The sequence below is a fragment of the Giesbergeria sinuosa genome (genome assembly GCF_042652905.1).
GTDB classification, from domain to species: domain Bacteria; phylum Pseudomonadota; class Gammaproteobacteria; order Burkholderiales; family Burkholderiaceae_C; genus Simplicispira; species Simplicispira sinuosa.
The window spans coordinates 355,260-370,194 of record NZ_JBHSHJ010000001.1 but is presented as its reverse complement, the minus strand read 5'-3'; the positions used below and the strand labels follow the sequence as shown (position 1 = coordinate 370,194).

At 58.9% G+C, this 14,935-nt stretch carries 12 protein-coding genes and 1 tRNA gene; 4 read left to right on the top strand and 9 right to left on the bottom strand.

The window, feature by feature from the left end:
- Positions 1-38: 38 nt before the first annotated feature.
- The 4 genes from ACFO6X_RS01665 to ACFO6X_RS01650 form a co-directional block, all read right to left on the bottom strand.
- Positions 39-115, bottom strand: a tRNA-Gln gene (locus ACFO6X_RS01665).
- A 37-nt stretch (positions 116-152) separates the two neighbouring features.
- On the bottom strand, positions 153-1,007 hold the full coding sequence (gene ispE, locus ACFO6X_RS01660) for a 4-(cytidine 5'-diphospho)-2-C-methyl-D-erythritol kinase (RefSeq protein ID WP_382429391.1): 855 nt from the start codon (positions 1,005-1,007) through the stop codon (positions 153-155).
- Between the two features lie 11 nt (positions 1,008-1,018).
- Positions 1,019-1,540: a lipoprotein insertase outer membrane protein LolB gene (locus ACFO6X_RS01655; RefSeq protein WP_382429389.1), complete on the bottom strand. Its 522-nt coding sequence runs from the start codon at positions 1,538-1,540 to the stop codon at positions 1,019-1,021.
- Positions 1,540-3,312, bottom strand: coding sequence for a tetratricopeptide repeat protein (locus ACFO6X_RS01650; RefSeq protein WP_382429387.1), 1,773 nt, complete (start codon positions 3,310-3,312; stop codon positions 1,540-1,542). The genes ACFO6X_RS01655 and ACFO6X_RS01650 overlap by 1 nt, the downstream gene beginning before the upstream one ends.
- A 46-nt stretch (positions 3,313-3,358) precedes the next feature.
- Here ACFO6X_RS01650 and mutM point away from each other — a divergent pair, with 46 nt between their 5' ends.
- The 4 genes from mutM (at position 3,359) to ACFO6X_RS01630 (ending at position 8,633) form a co-directional block, all read left to right on the top strand.
- Positions 3,359-4,174 (top strand): bifunctional DNA-formamidopyrimidine glycosylase/DNA-(apurinic or apyrimidinic site) lyase, encoded by an 816-nt coding sequence (gene mutM / locus ACFO6X_RS01645; protein WP_382429385.1) that lies wholly within the window; start codon positions 3,359-3,361, stop codon positions 4,172-4,174.
- A gap of 90 nt (positions 4,175-4,264) precedes the next feature.
- Complete coding sequence (locus ACFO6X_RS01640; RefSeq protein WP_382429383.1) at positions 4,265-6,223, top strand: dynamin family protein; 1,959 nt, start codon at positions 4,265-4,267, stop codon at positions 6,221-6,223.
- Positions 6,220-7,251, top strand: coding sequence for an A/G-specific adenine glycosylase (gene mutY / locus ACFO6X_RS01635; protein ID WP_382429380.1), 1,032 nt, complete (start codon positions 6,220-6,222; stop codon positions 7,249-7,251). The genes ACFO6X_RS01640 and mutY overlap by 4 nt, the downstream gene beginning before the upstream one ends.
- A gap of 20 nt (positions 7,252-7,271) precedes the next feature.
- Positions 7,272-8,633: a glycosyltransferase gene (locus ACFO6X_RS01630; protein ID WP_382429377.1), complete on the top strand. Its 1,362-nt coding sequence runs from the start codon at positions 7,272-7,274 to the stop codon at positions 8,631-8,633.
- Positions 8,634-8,647: 14 nt separating this feature from the next.
- On the opposite strand, the gene ACFO6X_RS01625 is transcribed toward ACFO6X_RS01630, so the two are convergent.
- The 5 genes from ACFO6X_RS01625 to ACFO6X_RS01605 form a co-directional block, all read right to left on the bottom strand.
- Positions 8,648-9,262, bottom strand: coding sequence for a hypothetical protein (locus tag ACFO6X_RS01625; RefSeq protein ID WP_382429375.1), 615 nt, complete (start codon positions 9,260-9,262; stop codon positions 8,648-8,650).
- 55 nt (positions 9,263-9,317) lie between these two features.
- A complete protein-coding gene (locus tag ACFO6X_RS01620; RefSeq protein ID WP_382429373.1) occupies positions 9,318-11,312 on the bottom strand; it encodes a methyl-accepting chemotaxis protein in 1,995 nt (664 codons plus the stop codon).
- Between the two features lie 97 nt (positions 11,313-11,409).
- A complete protein-coding gene (locus ACFO6X_RS01615) occupies positions 11,410-12,894 on the bottom strand; it encodes an ABC transporter substrate-binding protein (RefSeq protein ID WP_382429371.1) in 1,485 nt (494 codons plus the stop codon).
- A 33-nt stretch (positions 12,895-12,927) separates the two neighbouring features.
- Positions 12,928-13,848 carry an ATP-binding cassette domain-containing protein gene (locus ACFO6X_RS01610; RefSeq protein WP_382429785.1) on the bottom strand — a complete coding sequence of 307 codons (921 nt, stop codon included), beginning with the start codon at positions 13,846-13,848 and terminating at the stop codon, positions 12,928-12,930.
- A gap of 53 nt (positions 13,849-13,901) precedes the next feature.
- The gene (locus tag ACFO6X_RS01605; RefSeq protein WP_382429369.1) at positions 13,902-14,915 is read right to left on the bottom strand and encodes an ABC transporter ATP-binding protein; all 1,014 of its coding nucleotides are present in this window, start codon (positions 14,913-14,915) and stop codon (positions 13,902-13,904) included.
- Between the last annotated feature and the right edge of the window lie 20 nt (positions 14,916-14,935).

Here is a 14,935-nt window from a genome sequence, read left to right as displayed (position 1 = left end):
AATCTGACTGAAGAGTGTGTGCCTGCAAGAGGCGAATTTGGCAGGGGAAGAAGGATTCGAACCTTCGCATGCCGGAATCAAAATCCGGTGCCTTAACCAGCTTGGCGACTCCCCTACACAGGCCTACTGAACGTTATTCAGCAAGCCTTAAATTATATACCTGAAATCCAACTGCTGAGTGGATGAATTTTCAGATTTTCACATTTTTTTACTTGCCAAGTGCTTGGCGCATCGGCAAGATTGTCGGCATGTGATAGCTGTGCAAACACAGCACTTCCTGATCCCGTCATTCTAGCATTTAACCCTTGAAGGTTGAGCCAGCTGAGTGCCTTTTTTATATCAGGGCACAAAGACTCAGCTACAGGTTGCAGGTCATTGTGTCCAAACGCATACGGCGAGCTACGGAACTGCGCCATTGTAGCATTGGCTGAATCACGTTTCAAATGGGGCGCTGCAAAAATGGCTGGCGTCTCTAAACCCGCTGCGGGCTTGACGACTACAAACTGTGCGGAGGGCAAGGCATATTCGCCCGTCAAAGGGGTGATCTGCTCACCAATACCTTCTACCCAAGCATGGTGCCCACCAAGAAAAAACGGCACATCAGCGCCCAAGGGCAGCCCAATACGGCTCAAGGTGGCACGGTCTAGATTCAAGCGCCAGAGCCGATTGAGTGCCAGCAAGGTACTGGCCGCGTCGGAGGAGCCCCCCCCCATACCCGCCTGCGTTGGAATACTTTTATGAATACCAATATGCACCCCCAGTGTGCAGCCCGTGGCGCGTTGCAATGCCTTGGCCGCACGCACAATCAAGTCGTGCTCGGGCAACGGGGTGTTGAGGTCTTCGCGGCTAATGTGACCATCTTGGCGCAATTCAAAGTGCAGGGTGTCAGACCAGTCTATGAGCATGAAGACCGATTGCAGCAGATGGTAGCCATCATTCCGGCGCCCCGTGATATGCAGAAACAAGTTGAGTTTGGCTGGAGCCGGAACATCGTACAAAGCTTGCATGGTGTGGCAAATCAGTATTCAAACGTGATGCGCAAGGTGGTGTGTGGCTCGGGGCTGAACCGGGTCGCAGTCAGACGCCCTTGGGCAATGGCGCTGAGGTCTGTGCTCCAACCCTCGATGGCGGTGGGCTGACCCGCTAGCCAATCGAACAGGGCGACAACTGGGATGGGTGCGCCGGTGTCACGTTCAAGCAAGGCCTCGATAGAGCTGGCTTCTTCGGTAGTGTGGCCGGTTTCCAGCCGTGCCCCTTGTGGGTTCCAGTGCAGTTGTGCCAGCGTCTGGCCTAAAGGGCCAGTCAGTTGCAGACTGCCAAGATGGGCATTGCCTTGTAACTCAAACGCAGCGATGAATGAGCGCGAGGGATACCCTTCAACTTGCAAAGCCAGTCGACCACTCCAAAGCGTGCGCTGCAGCAATCCGTGGCTACTGGGGGCGGCTGGTGGCTGTGCGCAACCCCACAATGCCAGCGGTACACCCAGGCACCACAGCAACGCCGAGCGGCGTGGGAGCGCAGATTGGTGGCAGTGGTGCATCAGGGTTGGATGCCAAAACGGCGCATGGTCTTGTGCAAGGTCTCGTTGTCGGGTTGTTGCCGTAGGCCTTGTTGCCAGACGGCGCGGGCCCGTTCAGGTTGCTTCAGAGTCCAGAGCACTTCACCCAGATGGGCAGCGATTTCTGCATCAGGGCGGCGCGCAAAAGCCGATTCCAGCAGTTGCAGTGCCAGGGTGTGTTCACCAAGCCGGAATTGCACCCAACCTAGGCTGTCTGTGATGAACGGATCGTTAGGAGCGTACTTGAGGGCTGTTTCGATCAGCGCCTTGGCCTCGGTCAGACGCAAGCCCCGGTCGGCCAGTGAGTAGCCCAGCGCATTGTAGGCGTGGTGAAAATCTGGTTGACGCTCGATAATTTGGCGCAGCAGCCGCTCCATTTCATCCAGCCGGCCCAGTTTGTCGGCCAGCATGGCATGGTCATAGAGCAGCTCATTATTGTCTGGTGCCAAGGCTGCCAAACGGGCTTGGAGTTCGTAGGCAGGGGCATATTGCTTGGCATCACGCAGCAATTGCACTTCAGCCTGCAATTTGAGTTGTTCTTCTTGGGGGGTCTCGGCTGGCAGACTGCGCACCAACGCCCGGGCTTGGGCCAATTTGCCTTGGCGGGCCAGCAATGCAGCCCGTTGCGTTTGGGCACCCAAGCGATCATCAGGGTGGTCAATACGGTTGAGCCAAGCATCCGCTTGGCTGTACTGCCCACGCTTTTCGGCAATCTGGGCATGCAACAGGTAGGCCTGCGTCAGGCTTTTGCTGGGTTTACTGCCCGGTTCTTCTTCTGTGGCCGTGAGGGTAGTGAACTTGTGGAGTGCGGCTTCTGCCTCGGGCAATTGGCCGTTTTGTAAGTAGACCGCCGCCAAGAGAAACCACGCTTCGGATTGCTCGGGTGTCTGGCTGGTGAGCACTTGCAGCTGTGCCTGTGCTTCAGGATAGCGTTGAGTGGCTAACAAGATACGGGTATAGCCCAAACGCAGGTTGGCACTGGCTTGAGGTTGTGAGAAGTAATGCTCTACCGAAGCAGCCGCAGTGGCCTCACCGCGCTCTAACAACTCCAGTGCCAGCAGGGCGGCGGCTTCGTCGGCAGGGGCGAAGCGTTGGGCTTGTTGCACTGCGTGCAAGGTGCCGGGCGGGTCTTCGGCTTGCAGACGCAACCGGCCCAAAGCAGCCCATGCGGCAGCCCCCGTCTCGGGCTGTGTCAAATAGGGGGCCAGCACCTGCTCCACCAAACTAGCAGCCAGTGCTTTGTCGCTAACGCGGCGGTACAACGGCGGCAACGCCAACAAGGCGCTCACCCGGCTGGCAGACGGGGTGAGTGCCAGTTCACGGGTCAAGGGCCCGACAGTGTCGCGGATACGATTGAGTGCCACAAGGATTTGCAGTACATAGCGGTTGGCCTCACGCGACTGGGGCCAGGCCTGTTGCCAAGCGCGTGCCGCTGCCAATGCCGACTCCCCCGAGCGGGCTTGCAAGGCCATGTCTGCCGCACGTTGGTAGAGCTTTTCGTCATTGCTGTTGCGAGCGGCCTCCAGCATTAAGGCAAAGCCGGTGGCCGGATCGCCCGTGCGAGCGGCCATTTCGCCCAGCAGGATTTCATAGAACACTTCGGCATCCAGCGCCGCTTGGCGTGCTTCCTGCACCGCACGGCGTTGACTCTGCGCTGCAGAATCCGATTTGGTGGAGGCCGCCCCAGCCATTGCCGAACCTGCGGTAAGGGCGGCGGCAATGGTGGAGAGCAGGAAACGGTGGATGGAAGCCATGAACCATAATAATCGATGCTTCAACATCGGTTCAAAGTGGTGATACATGCCTGAATTGCCAGAGGTAGAGGTAACGCGCCGCAGTTTTGCCCCAGCAATTGTCGGGGCACAGGTTATGGCGGTACGAGTTGGCAAGCCTTTGCGTTGGCCGCTGGGTTGTGCGCCTGCCATATTGATCGGGCGAGTGGTGCAGTCGGTACGCCGACGGGGCAAATACTTATTGCTCGATCTGGATCAGGGGTTGTTGCTGTTGCACTTGGGCATGTCGGGCAGTTTGCGTTTTGCCACAGAATTGCCACCGCCTGGCCTCCACGACCATTTTGACCTGCAAACAACGCACGGTGTTTTGCGTTTGCATGATCCACGCCGTTTTGGCGCCGTGGTGTACGCCAGCAGTGCGCAAGATCCGGTGGTGTGCAAGTTGCTTGGCCATCTGGGCATGGAGCCTTTGTCTAGCGATTTCAGTCTGGAGGCCTTTGGGCAAGGGCTGCGGGCTAGTCGCTCCAGCATCAAGCAAGTGCTGCTAGCGGGTAAGGTAGTCGTGGGTGTAGGCAATATCTACGCCAGTGAAGCCCTGTTCATGGCAGGTATTTTGCCGACCGTGGCCGCTCGCGATCTGACGCCTAAACGGGTAGGATTGCTGCACCAAGCAATCCAACAGGTGCTTGCCCAGGCAGTGGCCAGTGGTGGTAGCACTTTGCGTGACTTTGCCAGTGCCGATGGCCAGAGTGGTCATTTCCAACAGCAAGCCCATGTTTATGGACGTGAGGGCGCTCCCTGTCATACTTGCGCCACGCCGGTGCGCATGGTGCGCCAGGCGCAGCGCAGCAGCTATTACTGCCCACGCTGTCAGCATGAGTAAATCTTTGGACACAGCTCTGTGCTGATGTCGTGCTGACGGCCAAAAGCAGTGTGTTCTGTTGCAGACAGCTTTTCGATTTCCAGGAATAAAGTGGGATCTTCATTCAACGATCAGTTTGAGCAACATGGCCATTGGCGGCGTGCATTTGCCCAGCAGTTGAAGCAGCTGGCGCAATGGATGGACGCCCATGAGCTGATGGATGCCGCAGTGCAAGAGCGATTACAGCGGCTTGAGGCCCAAGTGCGCTCAGACAAGATCATGGTCGCCTTTGTTGCGGAGTTTTCGCGCGGCAAGTCCGAACTGATCAACGCCATCTTTTTTGCCAAATATGGCCGCCGCATCATGCCCGCCAGTCCAGGACGCACCACCATGTGTCCGACGGAACTGGGTTATGACAGTGCGGAACCACCCAGCTTGCGGCTGTTGCCCATCGAAACCCGCCTGCAAGCGCCCAGCCTGACCGAGTGGCGGCTCAAGCGCGACACGTGGGTCACCATGCCGTTGGACATTCACAACGCTGACCAGATTGCCGTAGCCATTGAAAAAGTGGCCCAAGTGCGCCGTGTCAGTGTGGATGAGGCCCGGGCATTGGGCTTTTGGCATGATGAGCTACCCGAAGAAAACCCCGCCCCCGATGCCCACGGACAGGTGGAAGTGCCCATGTGGCGCCATGCCATCATCAACATGCCGCATCCATTGCTCAAGGATGGGCTGGTTATCTTGGACACCCCTGGCCTCAACGCGGTGGGGGCAGAGCCTGAACTGACGGTCAACCTGATCCCACAAGCCCATGCGGTGGTGTTTATTCTGGGGGCTGATACAGGGGTGACGCGCTCTGATCTGGCCATCTGGCGTGAGCATCTGGCAGCGCCCCAGGGCAGCAACGATGCGCGGTTGGTGGTGCTCAACAAGATCGATACGCTCTGGGATGCCCTTAACACCCCGGAGTTGGTACGCACACAACTGCAACGCCAATGTGCTACCTCGGCCCAAATGCTGGGTGTAGGCATAGGGCAGGTGCTGCCGGTGTCGGCACAAAAAGGGCTATTGGCCAAAATCACCAACGACGACGCTCTCTTGCAGGCCAGTGGTTTGCCAACCTTGGAGGCCGCCTTGGCGCACGGCATCATGGGGCAGCGCCAAGCTATTTTGCGGGCGGCTGTAGCAGCTGGAGTGGCCAGTCTGAATGCCGAGATGGCACGCGTGTTCAACATCCGCCGTCGTGATCTGGACGATCAGATGTTGGAGTTACGCAGCCTGCGGGGCAAAAATGCTTCGGTGATTGAGTCGATGCGCAGTCGCATTGAGCAGGAACAAACTGAGTTTGACCACAGCGCAGCCAAAATACAGGCGGTGCGCACAGTCCACCTGAAATTGCTGCAAGATGTATTTCAGCAATTGGGGGCCAAAGCACTCAAAGAACAAATGCGCGCCTTGGTGGAGGCTTTGCAGCAAAAAGGCCTCAAACTGGGTGTGCGCAAGCAGTATGCCGAGACCTTTGAACATTTGTGCACCACGCTGGATGCCGCCCAAGCGTCAGCCACCGAAATTCAGGCCATGCTGGGGGGCACTTTCAGCCAACTGAATGCAGAGTTTGGTTTTTCCTTGCAAGTGCCCGCTGCCCCCCGCATGGAACAGTTTGCCGCTGACTTGGTACGCATTCAAGAGAGCCACTTGCAGTATTTGAGCTTGGGTAACGCCCTCAAGTTAGCCAACCCCGATTTTGCCGAGCGTCTGGGCCGGGCGCTGTTCATGCGGGTGCGGGCCGTGTTTGAGTCGGCTGCCAACGATTTGGAACTGTGGAGCAAAACAGCCACAGCCCAGCTTGATGCGCAGTTGCGTGAGCGCCGGCGCAGCTTTACCCGCCGCATTGAGGCGGTAGACCGCATTCAATCAGCGGCCAGTGGTTTGGTAGAGCGCATTGCAGAAATTGAGGACAGCGAGTCCACCCTGGCGCACCTAGAGCAGCGTTTGCAGGCACATACCCAACAATTGTTGTCTTTGTCTGGTGTGTCGCCACAAAATGCTGCGATGGTTGCGGCCACATGAGTGCGTTGGCTGATCAGGTGGTGGCTTGGCAAGCACAGCATGGCCGCAACCACCTGCCATGGCAGCAAACGCGCGACCCCTACCGGGTCTGGCTGTCAGAGATCATGCTGCAACAAACCCAAGTCAGCACGGTGCTGGACTATTACGCCCGCTTTCTGGCACGCTTCCCAGATGTGGCGGCCTTGGCTAGCGCATCACAAGATGATGTGCTGGCACTGTGGAGTGGCTTGGGCTACTACAGCCGAGCGCGTCATTTGCACCGCTGCGCCCAGATGGTAATGGAGCAGCATGGAGGACGGTTCCCGCCCACAGCCGCTCAGTTGGCACAGTTGCCAGGCATAGGCCGCTCCACAGCAGGAGCAATTGCTGCTTTTTGCTTTGCCGAGCGGGTGCCCATTCTGGATGCCAATGTGCGCCGGGTACTGACCCGTGTATTGGGCTTTGGTGCCGATTTGGCTGTGGCGGCACATGAGCGCCAGCTTTGGGATGCAGCCCAATCGTTGCTGCCCAAGCACAACCTGGAAGTGACCATGCCTGGCTACACCCAGGGCTTGATGGATTTGGGGGCCACAGTGTGTGCCGTGCGCAAGCCCAGTTGCCTGCTGTGCCCGCTCAACAGGCAATGCGTGGCGCTGGCACAAGGACAGCCCGAACACTATCCCGTCAAAACACGCAAACTGCAACGACAAGCACAGTCGTGGTGGCTGTTGTGGCTCCAAGATGACCAAGGACGGGTGTATTTGCAACGTCGGCCTGCATCAGGCATTTGGGCCGGACTGTACTGCTTGCCAATACACGGGTCTGCGCAAGAGTTGGCCCAGCACCCGGCCTTGGCAGAAGCCACCGGGGTGGAACATTTGCCAGCCTTTGTGCATGTACTCACGCACCGTGATTTGCATTTGCATCCGGTGCGTGGACGGGTGGGCGCGTCCGAATTTGCACACGAAGACGGTGGCTGGTTTACCCCCAAACAATGGCCCGATTTGGGCTTGCCCGCGCCTGTCCGAAAATTACTGTCGGCCGGGTAAAGGCTTGAGACGGTTTGTTGATGAAAATATTGTTCGTTCACCCCCATTTTCCAGGGCCATTTGCCGCATTGGCAACCATGCTGACCACGGAGGCCACACATACCCTGGTGGCTTTGGTGGCTGCACAGGCAGAGCTTGCAGCCACATGGCAGGGGGTCACGCTGGTGGCTTGTCCACCACCGCGTGCCAGCGCGGCAGGCCTGCACCCTTGGTTGCAAGAAGCAGAACGCCAAACTTTGCGTGGCGAAGCAGCCTGCCATGCAGCATTGCAACTACAGGCGCAAGGCTTTACGCCCGATGTCATCGTGGCCCACCCCGGCTGGGGAGACAGCCTGTTTCTCCAAGAGATCTGGCCCCAAGCCCGACTGGGGCTGTACGCCGAGTTGTTCTACCAACCCGACAGCGTTGCCACGGGTTTTGATCCGGAGTTTGCGGCCCTTGGCCCCTTGGCCGCAGCCCCCTTGCGCTTAAAAAACCTACCCCACCTATTGCACTGGCAGGACGCCCAAGCCGCCATCAGCCCCACGCAATGGCAAGCGGACACCTTTGCCCCTGCTTTGCGCGAGCGCATCACGGTGATTCGTGATGGCATAGACACAGCAGCCATTGCCCCCCATCCAGACATCAGCCTCACGCTCAATGGTGCTTTGACCCTGACGCGCACACAAGAGGTAGTCACATTTGCCAGCCGCACGTTGGAGCCTTGCCGGGGCTTTCATGTTTTCATGCGCAGCCTGCCACTGTTGTTGCGGCTACGGCCCCAAGCACACATCATGATTGCCGGTGGCACAGAAGGTGGTTATGGCCCCCGACCCGACAGCGGCCAAAGTTGGCGTGATGTGCTGGTGCAGGAGCTGCAGCCGCAACTAGAAGCTGCCGATTGGGCACGGGTGCATTTTGTTGGGCAGGTGCCCCATGCCAGCTTGATCGGTCTGTTGCAGTTGTCTAGCGTGCATGTCTACCTGAGCTACCCCTTTGTGTTGGGCCGCAGTCTGTTGGAGGCAATGAGCGTAGGCTGTGCCATTGTGGGCAGCGATACGGCCCCGGTGCGGGAGGTATTGCAGCATGGTCACAATGGTTGGCTAGTCCACTTTTTTGATGCCCCTGCGCTGGCCCACACCGTGGCCCAATTGCTGGCCGATGTCCCCACACGCCAGCATTTGGGTGCCCAAGCTCGGCAATGGGTGCAGGCCCACGCTGATCTACACCAAGTGACTCTGCCCCAACAACGGCAATGGTTACAGGCGCTAGCGGATGCAGTGTTGCCAGCAGCAACCGCTATGCCAGCCGCCACGCCGCTGCCCCCTCCGCTCACGGTTTTGGCCCAATTGCGCCAATCATTGGCTGAGGTGCGGGCGTTGCTCGCAGAAGAGGATCAGTAGCAGGCCACTCCTGCTCACGCAGTGGTGCCACGCACCAGTGCCAAGTAGTCGCGCCGAGTTTCTGGCGAGACACTGGCGACCAGTTGCGCATAGGGTGTTTGGTGGCGGGCTTGCATTCGTGCCGATGCCATAGCGTGCGATTTACAAAACCAGTGGCAGGTGTGCTGCATCAAGAACAGCTCAGCCGACATGGTGAAGGCGCGGTCTCGCTCGGATTGACCGGGGTGTGCTTGTGCGGCACGGGTCAGTCCGCGCGCATGGATAGCCAATGCCTTGCGCATGTCAAAAGTGGCCTTGGGCCACCAAACATCGGCCAGAGGCAACGGCAGCGCCAACCGACTGATGCGGGCGCTGGCGGCGTCCACCTGAGCGAAGTCTGTGGCAAAGCGGCTGAATTGCTCACACAATTGGTTCTCCGTAGTAGCGAGCAAATGCCAGATTTGCTCGCGCCTTTCGGGGGTGCTTTCACCCAAAGCACGAAGATAACCTTCCGTGAGCGCCTCCATCAATTTTTCGATTTGATAGGGGTGCAGATAGTGGCCTAGCAGCACAATGCGGCGGCGCTGGTGGCGGTTGTTGAGCCAGTACAGCCCCAGCGTCAGCACCAAGGTCAGGGTCAGAATATCCATTGCAGATGCGCAGCGCCGTTGAAAAAAGCGCCAAGTGTAGCTATGCGGGCCAGATTCAAGCCAGACGGAAGTTGGCAATTTCCGACAGCAGCCCATTGGCCTGTGTTTTGAGTTGTTGCACTGTCGCCATGGTGTTCTCCACCATGCTGGCGTTTTGTTGCGTATCTTGGTCTAACCGGTGGATAGCTTGGCTGGTTTGCTCTACCCCAGCGGCTTCTTCTTGGGCGCTGCGGGCAATGTCGGACAACAATGTGCGAATGTGCTGGGCATTGTCTAGCAACTCACGCATGGTCTCGCCTGCATCACGGGCCACGCTGGCACCTTGCCCGGCTTGGGACACACTGTCGGTGATCAGGTGCTTGATCTCTTTGGCCGCTTCGGCGCTGCGCTGTGCCAGCGCCCGCACCTCACTGGCCACCACTGCAAAGCCCCGGCCCTGCTCACCCGCGCGTGCAGCCTCCACAGCCGCGTTGAGGGCCAGAATGTTGGTCTGGAACGCAATGCCGTCAATCACGCCAATGATGTCACTGACCTTGCTAGAGGTGGCATTGATGCCGCTCATGACTTCCACCACCGAGGCAATCACCTGGCCGCCCCGATTGGCAGCCGCAGCATTGGTTTGTGCTGCCTGTGCGGCCTGTTGCGCCCGCTCTGCCGTGGAGCCTACGGTGGAGCCTATTTGTCGCATAACAGCGGCCTGCTGCTCTAGACTGGCGGCGGCAGAATCGGTACGGTCCGACAGCTCCAGGCTCGCCCCTGCAATTTGGTTGGCTGCCGCATCCAGCTCGGTGGCCGAGTGTGAGACTTTGTCGATCAGTGCATGGAGCGATTCGTAGGCAATGCGCAAATCGGCAATCAGCAGTGCCGGTTCGTCTTTACCCCAAGGCTTGCTGGGAGCGCGGCGCAAGTCTCCACAGGCCATTTCTCGCAGATGTGTGCTGATCAGCGCCAGCCCACCTCGGGTCACAAGATAAAAAGAATAAAACAAATAGGCCGCCAGTGCGACAAAGACGGTAGCGACCGTCCCTAGGGCGTTGCGTTCATGGAGCAAACGGGTTTCGCGCTCAGCCAGCAGACTGTCCAATGCTGGCAGACCTTGCTGATAAAAGCCCAAAAACGAAGACAAGGCTTGGCTACCCAAGGCATAGACTTCTGGGGCGCTGCGAGCCGCACTGATCAGGTGGGCCGGGTCGCTCACTTGTTGGTGGTAGGCCCGGGCCTGCACCAGCAAATCGAGCCCGAGTTGATCGCGCAGCGCAGGTTGTGCCTTGGTGGCCCGATCCAGATGGCTTTGCATATCGGCTAAGCCCAATGCCACTCCAGCTTCCCAAACAGCATACCGCCGGTGCTCCTGCAGGCTAAGCCCTCCCTTGGCAACACCAAAGCTGCTCCAACCCCAGAGCTGGCCCAAATCCTCGGCCACACGGGGCATAGACAGCACCAAGGCACTGGCCAAATACAGGCTGTCGAGTTCGGGATCGAGCATCAGCTGGGAGTTGTCGCCTATGTCACGCAGCAGTGCCACCCCTGCTTCTGTGACCGGGCCAAAAACGGTACGGCCTTGCGCATCGACACCCCGACTGGCTCTGGCCGTGTCCGTCCATGTTTGCTGTAGGTGGGCCATCTGGCCGTGCAGTTGCAAGGGTGCGCCCTCTGCCGCCAAAAATTGCGCCAATTGGTGCAAAGACTGATCTACTTTGGTGCGTGCAGCCATGTAGTCTGCCGATGGGTCTAGCCCCCCCATGCTGGCGCGTGTGGCATTGCGGGCTTGCAAAATCCCCTGCATCACAGGGGCGTAGTGCTGTATGGCCATGACACCCAGCCGTTCTTGGCGGGTGAAATCAATCTGTTCCTGCTTGGCCTGAATGGCTACCATGCCCAAATAGAGCAACGGTATGAGAAAGGCCAGTGAAATCCAACTGGCCTTGGCACCAAACCCCATGTTACGCATCCATTTGACGCCAGGCGCCCAAAATCCGTGGGGATAAAAAATGTGATGGTGGGCAAGCCTAGCCTTGGCCGGAATAGATGAGCGAAGCGGGAACGACATCGGTGGCAGATCTCCTGTATGCCAAATATCCAAGGCGGCATTGACGGTGTCATGACAATGCGGTGCCAGTGGCGAGAAGAGATCGGAGCAAGCAAGATCAAGACCAGAACAGGCTCGAGAGGTCGTTGACAAAGATGGGCATGTCTTTCCACAGGCCTTTCAGGCGCTTGTCAGCCACCGTGACCCATTGCGGTTGGTACAAAAAGGCGTGTACCGCGTCTTCGGCCAACATGCGTTGCGCATCACCCAACAGCCGAGCGCGGTCTACCGGGCGAGCGGCCGCTTGGATTTGTGCGTACAGTGCCTGAAAAGCCGGTGAACGGTAACCCCAGTAGTAATCAGGCTTGGCAAAATTTGCCAAGTCAAACGGCTCCACATGGGAGATGAGGGTGAGGTCGTAGTTCTTGTGCTGATAAGTGGCACTGAGCCATTGGGCCCACTCCACGTTTTGCAATTTGACCTGGATACCCACCTTAGCCAATTGGGCCGCCACGATCTCCCCCCCCTGACGGGCATAGGGTGGCGGGGGCAAGGTCATGCTGAGCTTGAGTGGCTGCTGGATGCCTGCCTCACGCAACAGCCGCTGGGCTTTATCGGGGTCATAAGGGTTGATGCCAGTGGTGTCGACATAACCAAACATGCCCGGCACGTAGTGGCTGCCAATGGGCACCCCGTAGCCATCGGCGCCACCGTCGATCAAGGCTTTGCGGTCAATGGCGGCCGCAATAGCACGACGCACCCGCACATCATGGAGCGGTTTGCGCGCGTTGTTGATCGCCACGATGGTTTTGGCGCGCGAGTTGCTCACTACCACCTGAAAGCGTGGATTGACCTTGAACTGGGCCACACTGCGTGGGGCTACACGGGCAAACAGATCTACATCGCCCGCCAATAGCGCCGCCACCTGAGCTGCCGGATCGGCAATAAAGCGAAAGGAGGCCTGGCGAATGCGCAGTGGCGCTGTGTTGCGAAAGCCGCTCCACAACTCTAACGTTAACGAGGAACCTTTGCGCCACTGTTTGAGCTGATAAGGGCCAGTGCCCACTGGCCGGGTGGCGTTGGTGGCAGCACTTTGTGGCTCCACCATTGCGGCGCTGGCTTGGCCGAGCATGAACAAAAAGTCGGGGTCGATGTCTTGGTGCCGGATGATGATGGTGTGCTCATCTACCACCTCGGTGCGCAGCCGAGCAAAGCTGCTTTTGTCTTTGTTGGTGCTTTTGGCACTGCCAGCACGCTCTAGTGAGAATTTGGCTGTGGCCGCATTGAACGGTACGCCGTTATGAAATTTGGCATCTTTGCGCAACCGCAAAGTTGTGGTTTTCAAATCGGGGGAGACCTCCCAGCTCTCGGCCAGCAGTGGCGAGACACTGCCATCGGCATTGATTTTGGTGAGGGTCTCAAACAGGTTGTAATGAACGATCTCGCCAATGGCCGAGGCCGCGCCAGAGGTTGGATCTAAGCCCGGTGGTTCTAGGTGCAGCGCCAATACCAGCGTATCTTTGGGGGGTTGTGCAAAGGCAGGTAGGGCCAAAGAGGCGCTGACCAAGGTGCTGCTGGCCAAAAGGGTGCGGCGGTTGAACATGGATGGAACAGTTTTGAGGGCAAGAGAGGGCACCTACCCAACCAAGGGGCGGTGGTGTGCAGGCAGATTCTCATCGCCTGTGTTGGCAATGCGCTGGCGCAAGGTCTGGCGTCGGCGAGCACGGCCTGGATCGATTTGTGGCACCGCTTGCACCAAGGCTTGGGTACAGGGGTGGCGGGGGTCAGAAAACAGCGCCTGTGGCGCACCGCGCTCTACCACCCGGCCCTGATCGAGCACCAGAACCTCATCGCACAAATGCTGCACTACGGCAAGATCGTGGCTAATGAGCAAATAACCCAAGCCATGCTGCTGTTGCAAATCGATCAGTAAATTGAGCACCTGCGCTTGCACCGATACATCCAACGCACTGACTGGCTCGTCAGCCACGATGAGCAGAGGTTGGGTAATGAGCGCGCGTGCAATGGCAATGCGTTGGCGCTGTCCGCCTGAGAATTGGTGGGGGTATTTGTCCAGATCGCTGCTGCGCAGGCCCACTTGCGCCAATACCTGCGCAGCCTGTTCCCGCTGTGCTGTGGGATGAATCGCTTGCCCTAACGCCCGCAGCGGCTCGGTGACGATGCGCTCAATGCGCTGGCGCGGGTCGAGAGAGCTGTAGGGGTCTTGAAACACCATCTGCATATTGCGCCGTGCTTGGCGCAATGCCGATGGGGCCAAGGTGTGCAGTGTGCGGCCCAGTAGCCGCACAGAGCCTGTGGCAGGTTGCAGCAAGGCCATGACCAACCGAGCCAATGTGGATTTTCCCGACCCAGACGCCCCCACAATGCCCAAGCTGCGTCCGGTGTGCAGGGTAAAACTCACATCGTGCAGCACCGCCCGTTGTTCTGGCACCGACCAAGGCCAGCGCCGGTGCAAGGGGTAGCTGAACCCCAACCCCTGTGCTTGCAGCAGGGGCAATTCAGGCAGACGGTCTAGGTTGGGGGCGTGCCAAGCCATGCCGGGCAAATCCCGAAAGGGCACATCCACCGCGTTGGCATCGGTTTTGGCAGTCATCGCAGCCTCCAGGCGGCTTGCCCTAGCCCAGCATACAAGGTGGGCTCCACACGCCAGCAGCGCACACTATGCCCATCGTCTGCGCCGATTTGTGCGGAGGGCGCTTCGCGGTGGCAAACGGCCAAGGTGAATTCACAGCGCCCAGCAAACGGGCACCCCACAGGCAAATCTGCCAAAGCGGGCAGGGTACCGCTCATCACAGGCAAATGTTGACGCAGTGGTTGGCGCTGACCTAGCACCGGACGGGCCGCCAACAGGCCACGACTGTAGGGGTGGGCCAAGTGGGTAAAAACGGCTGCCGTGGGGCCGCTTTCCATCACGCTGCCACCGTACATCACCAGCATCTGGTCGGTGTTTTGCGCAATCAGCCCCAAATCGTGCGAAATCAACAGCAGCGCCATGCCACGCTCGGCGGCCAAGTCTTGCAGCAAATCCAAAATCTGCTGCTGCAAAGTCACATCCAGCGCCGTGGTGGGTTCATCAGCGATAAGCAGATCCGGGCCGCAGGCAAGTGCCATCGCGATGGTGATGCGCTGGCGCTGGCCGCCAGAGAACTCGTGCGGATAGCCCTCCATGCGTTGGGCGGCCTCGGGCAGGCCCACCCGCTCTAACAGGGCTTGTGCCTGCTGGCGGGCTGCGACCCGCCCCAACTTTTGGTGCAAACGCAATGGCTCAGCCACTTGGTCGCCAATGCGGTGCAGTGGGTTCAGGGCCGTCATGGGGTCTTGAAACACCATGCCAATGCGTTGGCCCCGAATGCCGCACAGCGCCGCTTCAGGCAACCCCAGCAGTTCTTGGCCGTTCAGGCGCACGCTGCCACGGGCTTGTGCCCCTGCGGGCAACAGGCCCAGCAGCGCCAAGGCGGTAAGTGATTTGCCACTCCCCGACTCCCCCACCAGCCCAAGCACTTGGCCGCGCTCCAAGGTAAAACCGAGGCTGCGTACCACAGCGGCCCGGCCTTGGGGTGTGGGCAAGGTGATGTGCAGATCAGCCACTTCGAGTAGAGACATAGGCAATGGCACCCAACAAT

What these genes read in the sequence shown, in the direction of transcription:
- ACFO6X_RS01610 (WP_382429785.1), bottom strand. Translation starts at nt 13,848, where the DNA reads ATGGCTTGGCACGCCCCCAACCTAGACCGTCTGCCTGAATTGCCCCTG.
- ACFO6X_RS01605 (WP_382429369.1), bottom strand. Translation starts at nt 14,915, where the DNA reads ATGTCTCTACTCGAAGTGGCTGATCTGCACATCACCTTGCCCACACCC.
- ACFO6X_RS01655 (WP_382429389.1), bottom strand. Translation starts at nt 1,540, where the DNA reads ATGCACCACTGCCACCAATCTGCGCTCCCACGCCGCTCGGCGTTGCTG.
- mutM (WP_382429385.1), top strand. Translation starts at nt 3,359, where the DNA reads ATGCCTGAATTGCCAGAGGTAGAGGTAACGCGCCGCAGTTTTGCCCCA.
- ispE (WP_382429391.1), bottom strand. Translation starts at nt 1,007, where the DNA reads ATGCAAGCTTTGTACGATGTTCCGGCTCCAGCCAAACTCAACTTGTTT.
- mutY (WP_382429380.1), top strand. Translation starts at nt 6,220, where the DNA reads ATGAGTGCGTTGGCTGATCAGGTGGTGGCTTGGCAAGCACAGCATGGC.
- ACFO6X_RS01625 (WP_382429375.1), bottom strand. Translation starts at nt 9,262, where the DNA reads ATGGATATTCTGACCCTGACCTTGGTGCTGACGCTGGGGCTGTACTGG.
- ACFO6X_RS01650 (WP_382429387.1), bottom strand. Translation starts at nt 3,312, where the DNA reads ATGGCTTCCATCCACCGTTTCCTGCTCTCCACCATTGCCGCCGCCCTT.
- ACFO6X_RS01630 (WP_382429377.1), top strand. Translation starts at nt 7,272, where the DNA reads ATGAAAATATTGTTCGTTCACCCCCATTTTCCAGGGCCATTTGCCGCA.
- ACFO6X_RS01615 (WP_382429371.1), bottom strand. Translation starts at nt 12,894, where the DNA reads ATGTTCAACCGCCGCACCCTTTTGGCCAGCAGCACCTTGGTCAGCGCC.
- ACFO6X_RS01620 (WP_382429373.1), bottom strand. Translation starts at nt 11,312, where the DNA reads ATGTCGTTCCCGCTTCGCTCATCTATTCCGGCCAAGGCTAGGCTTGCC.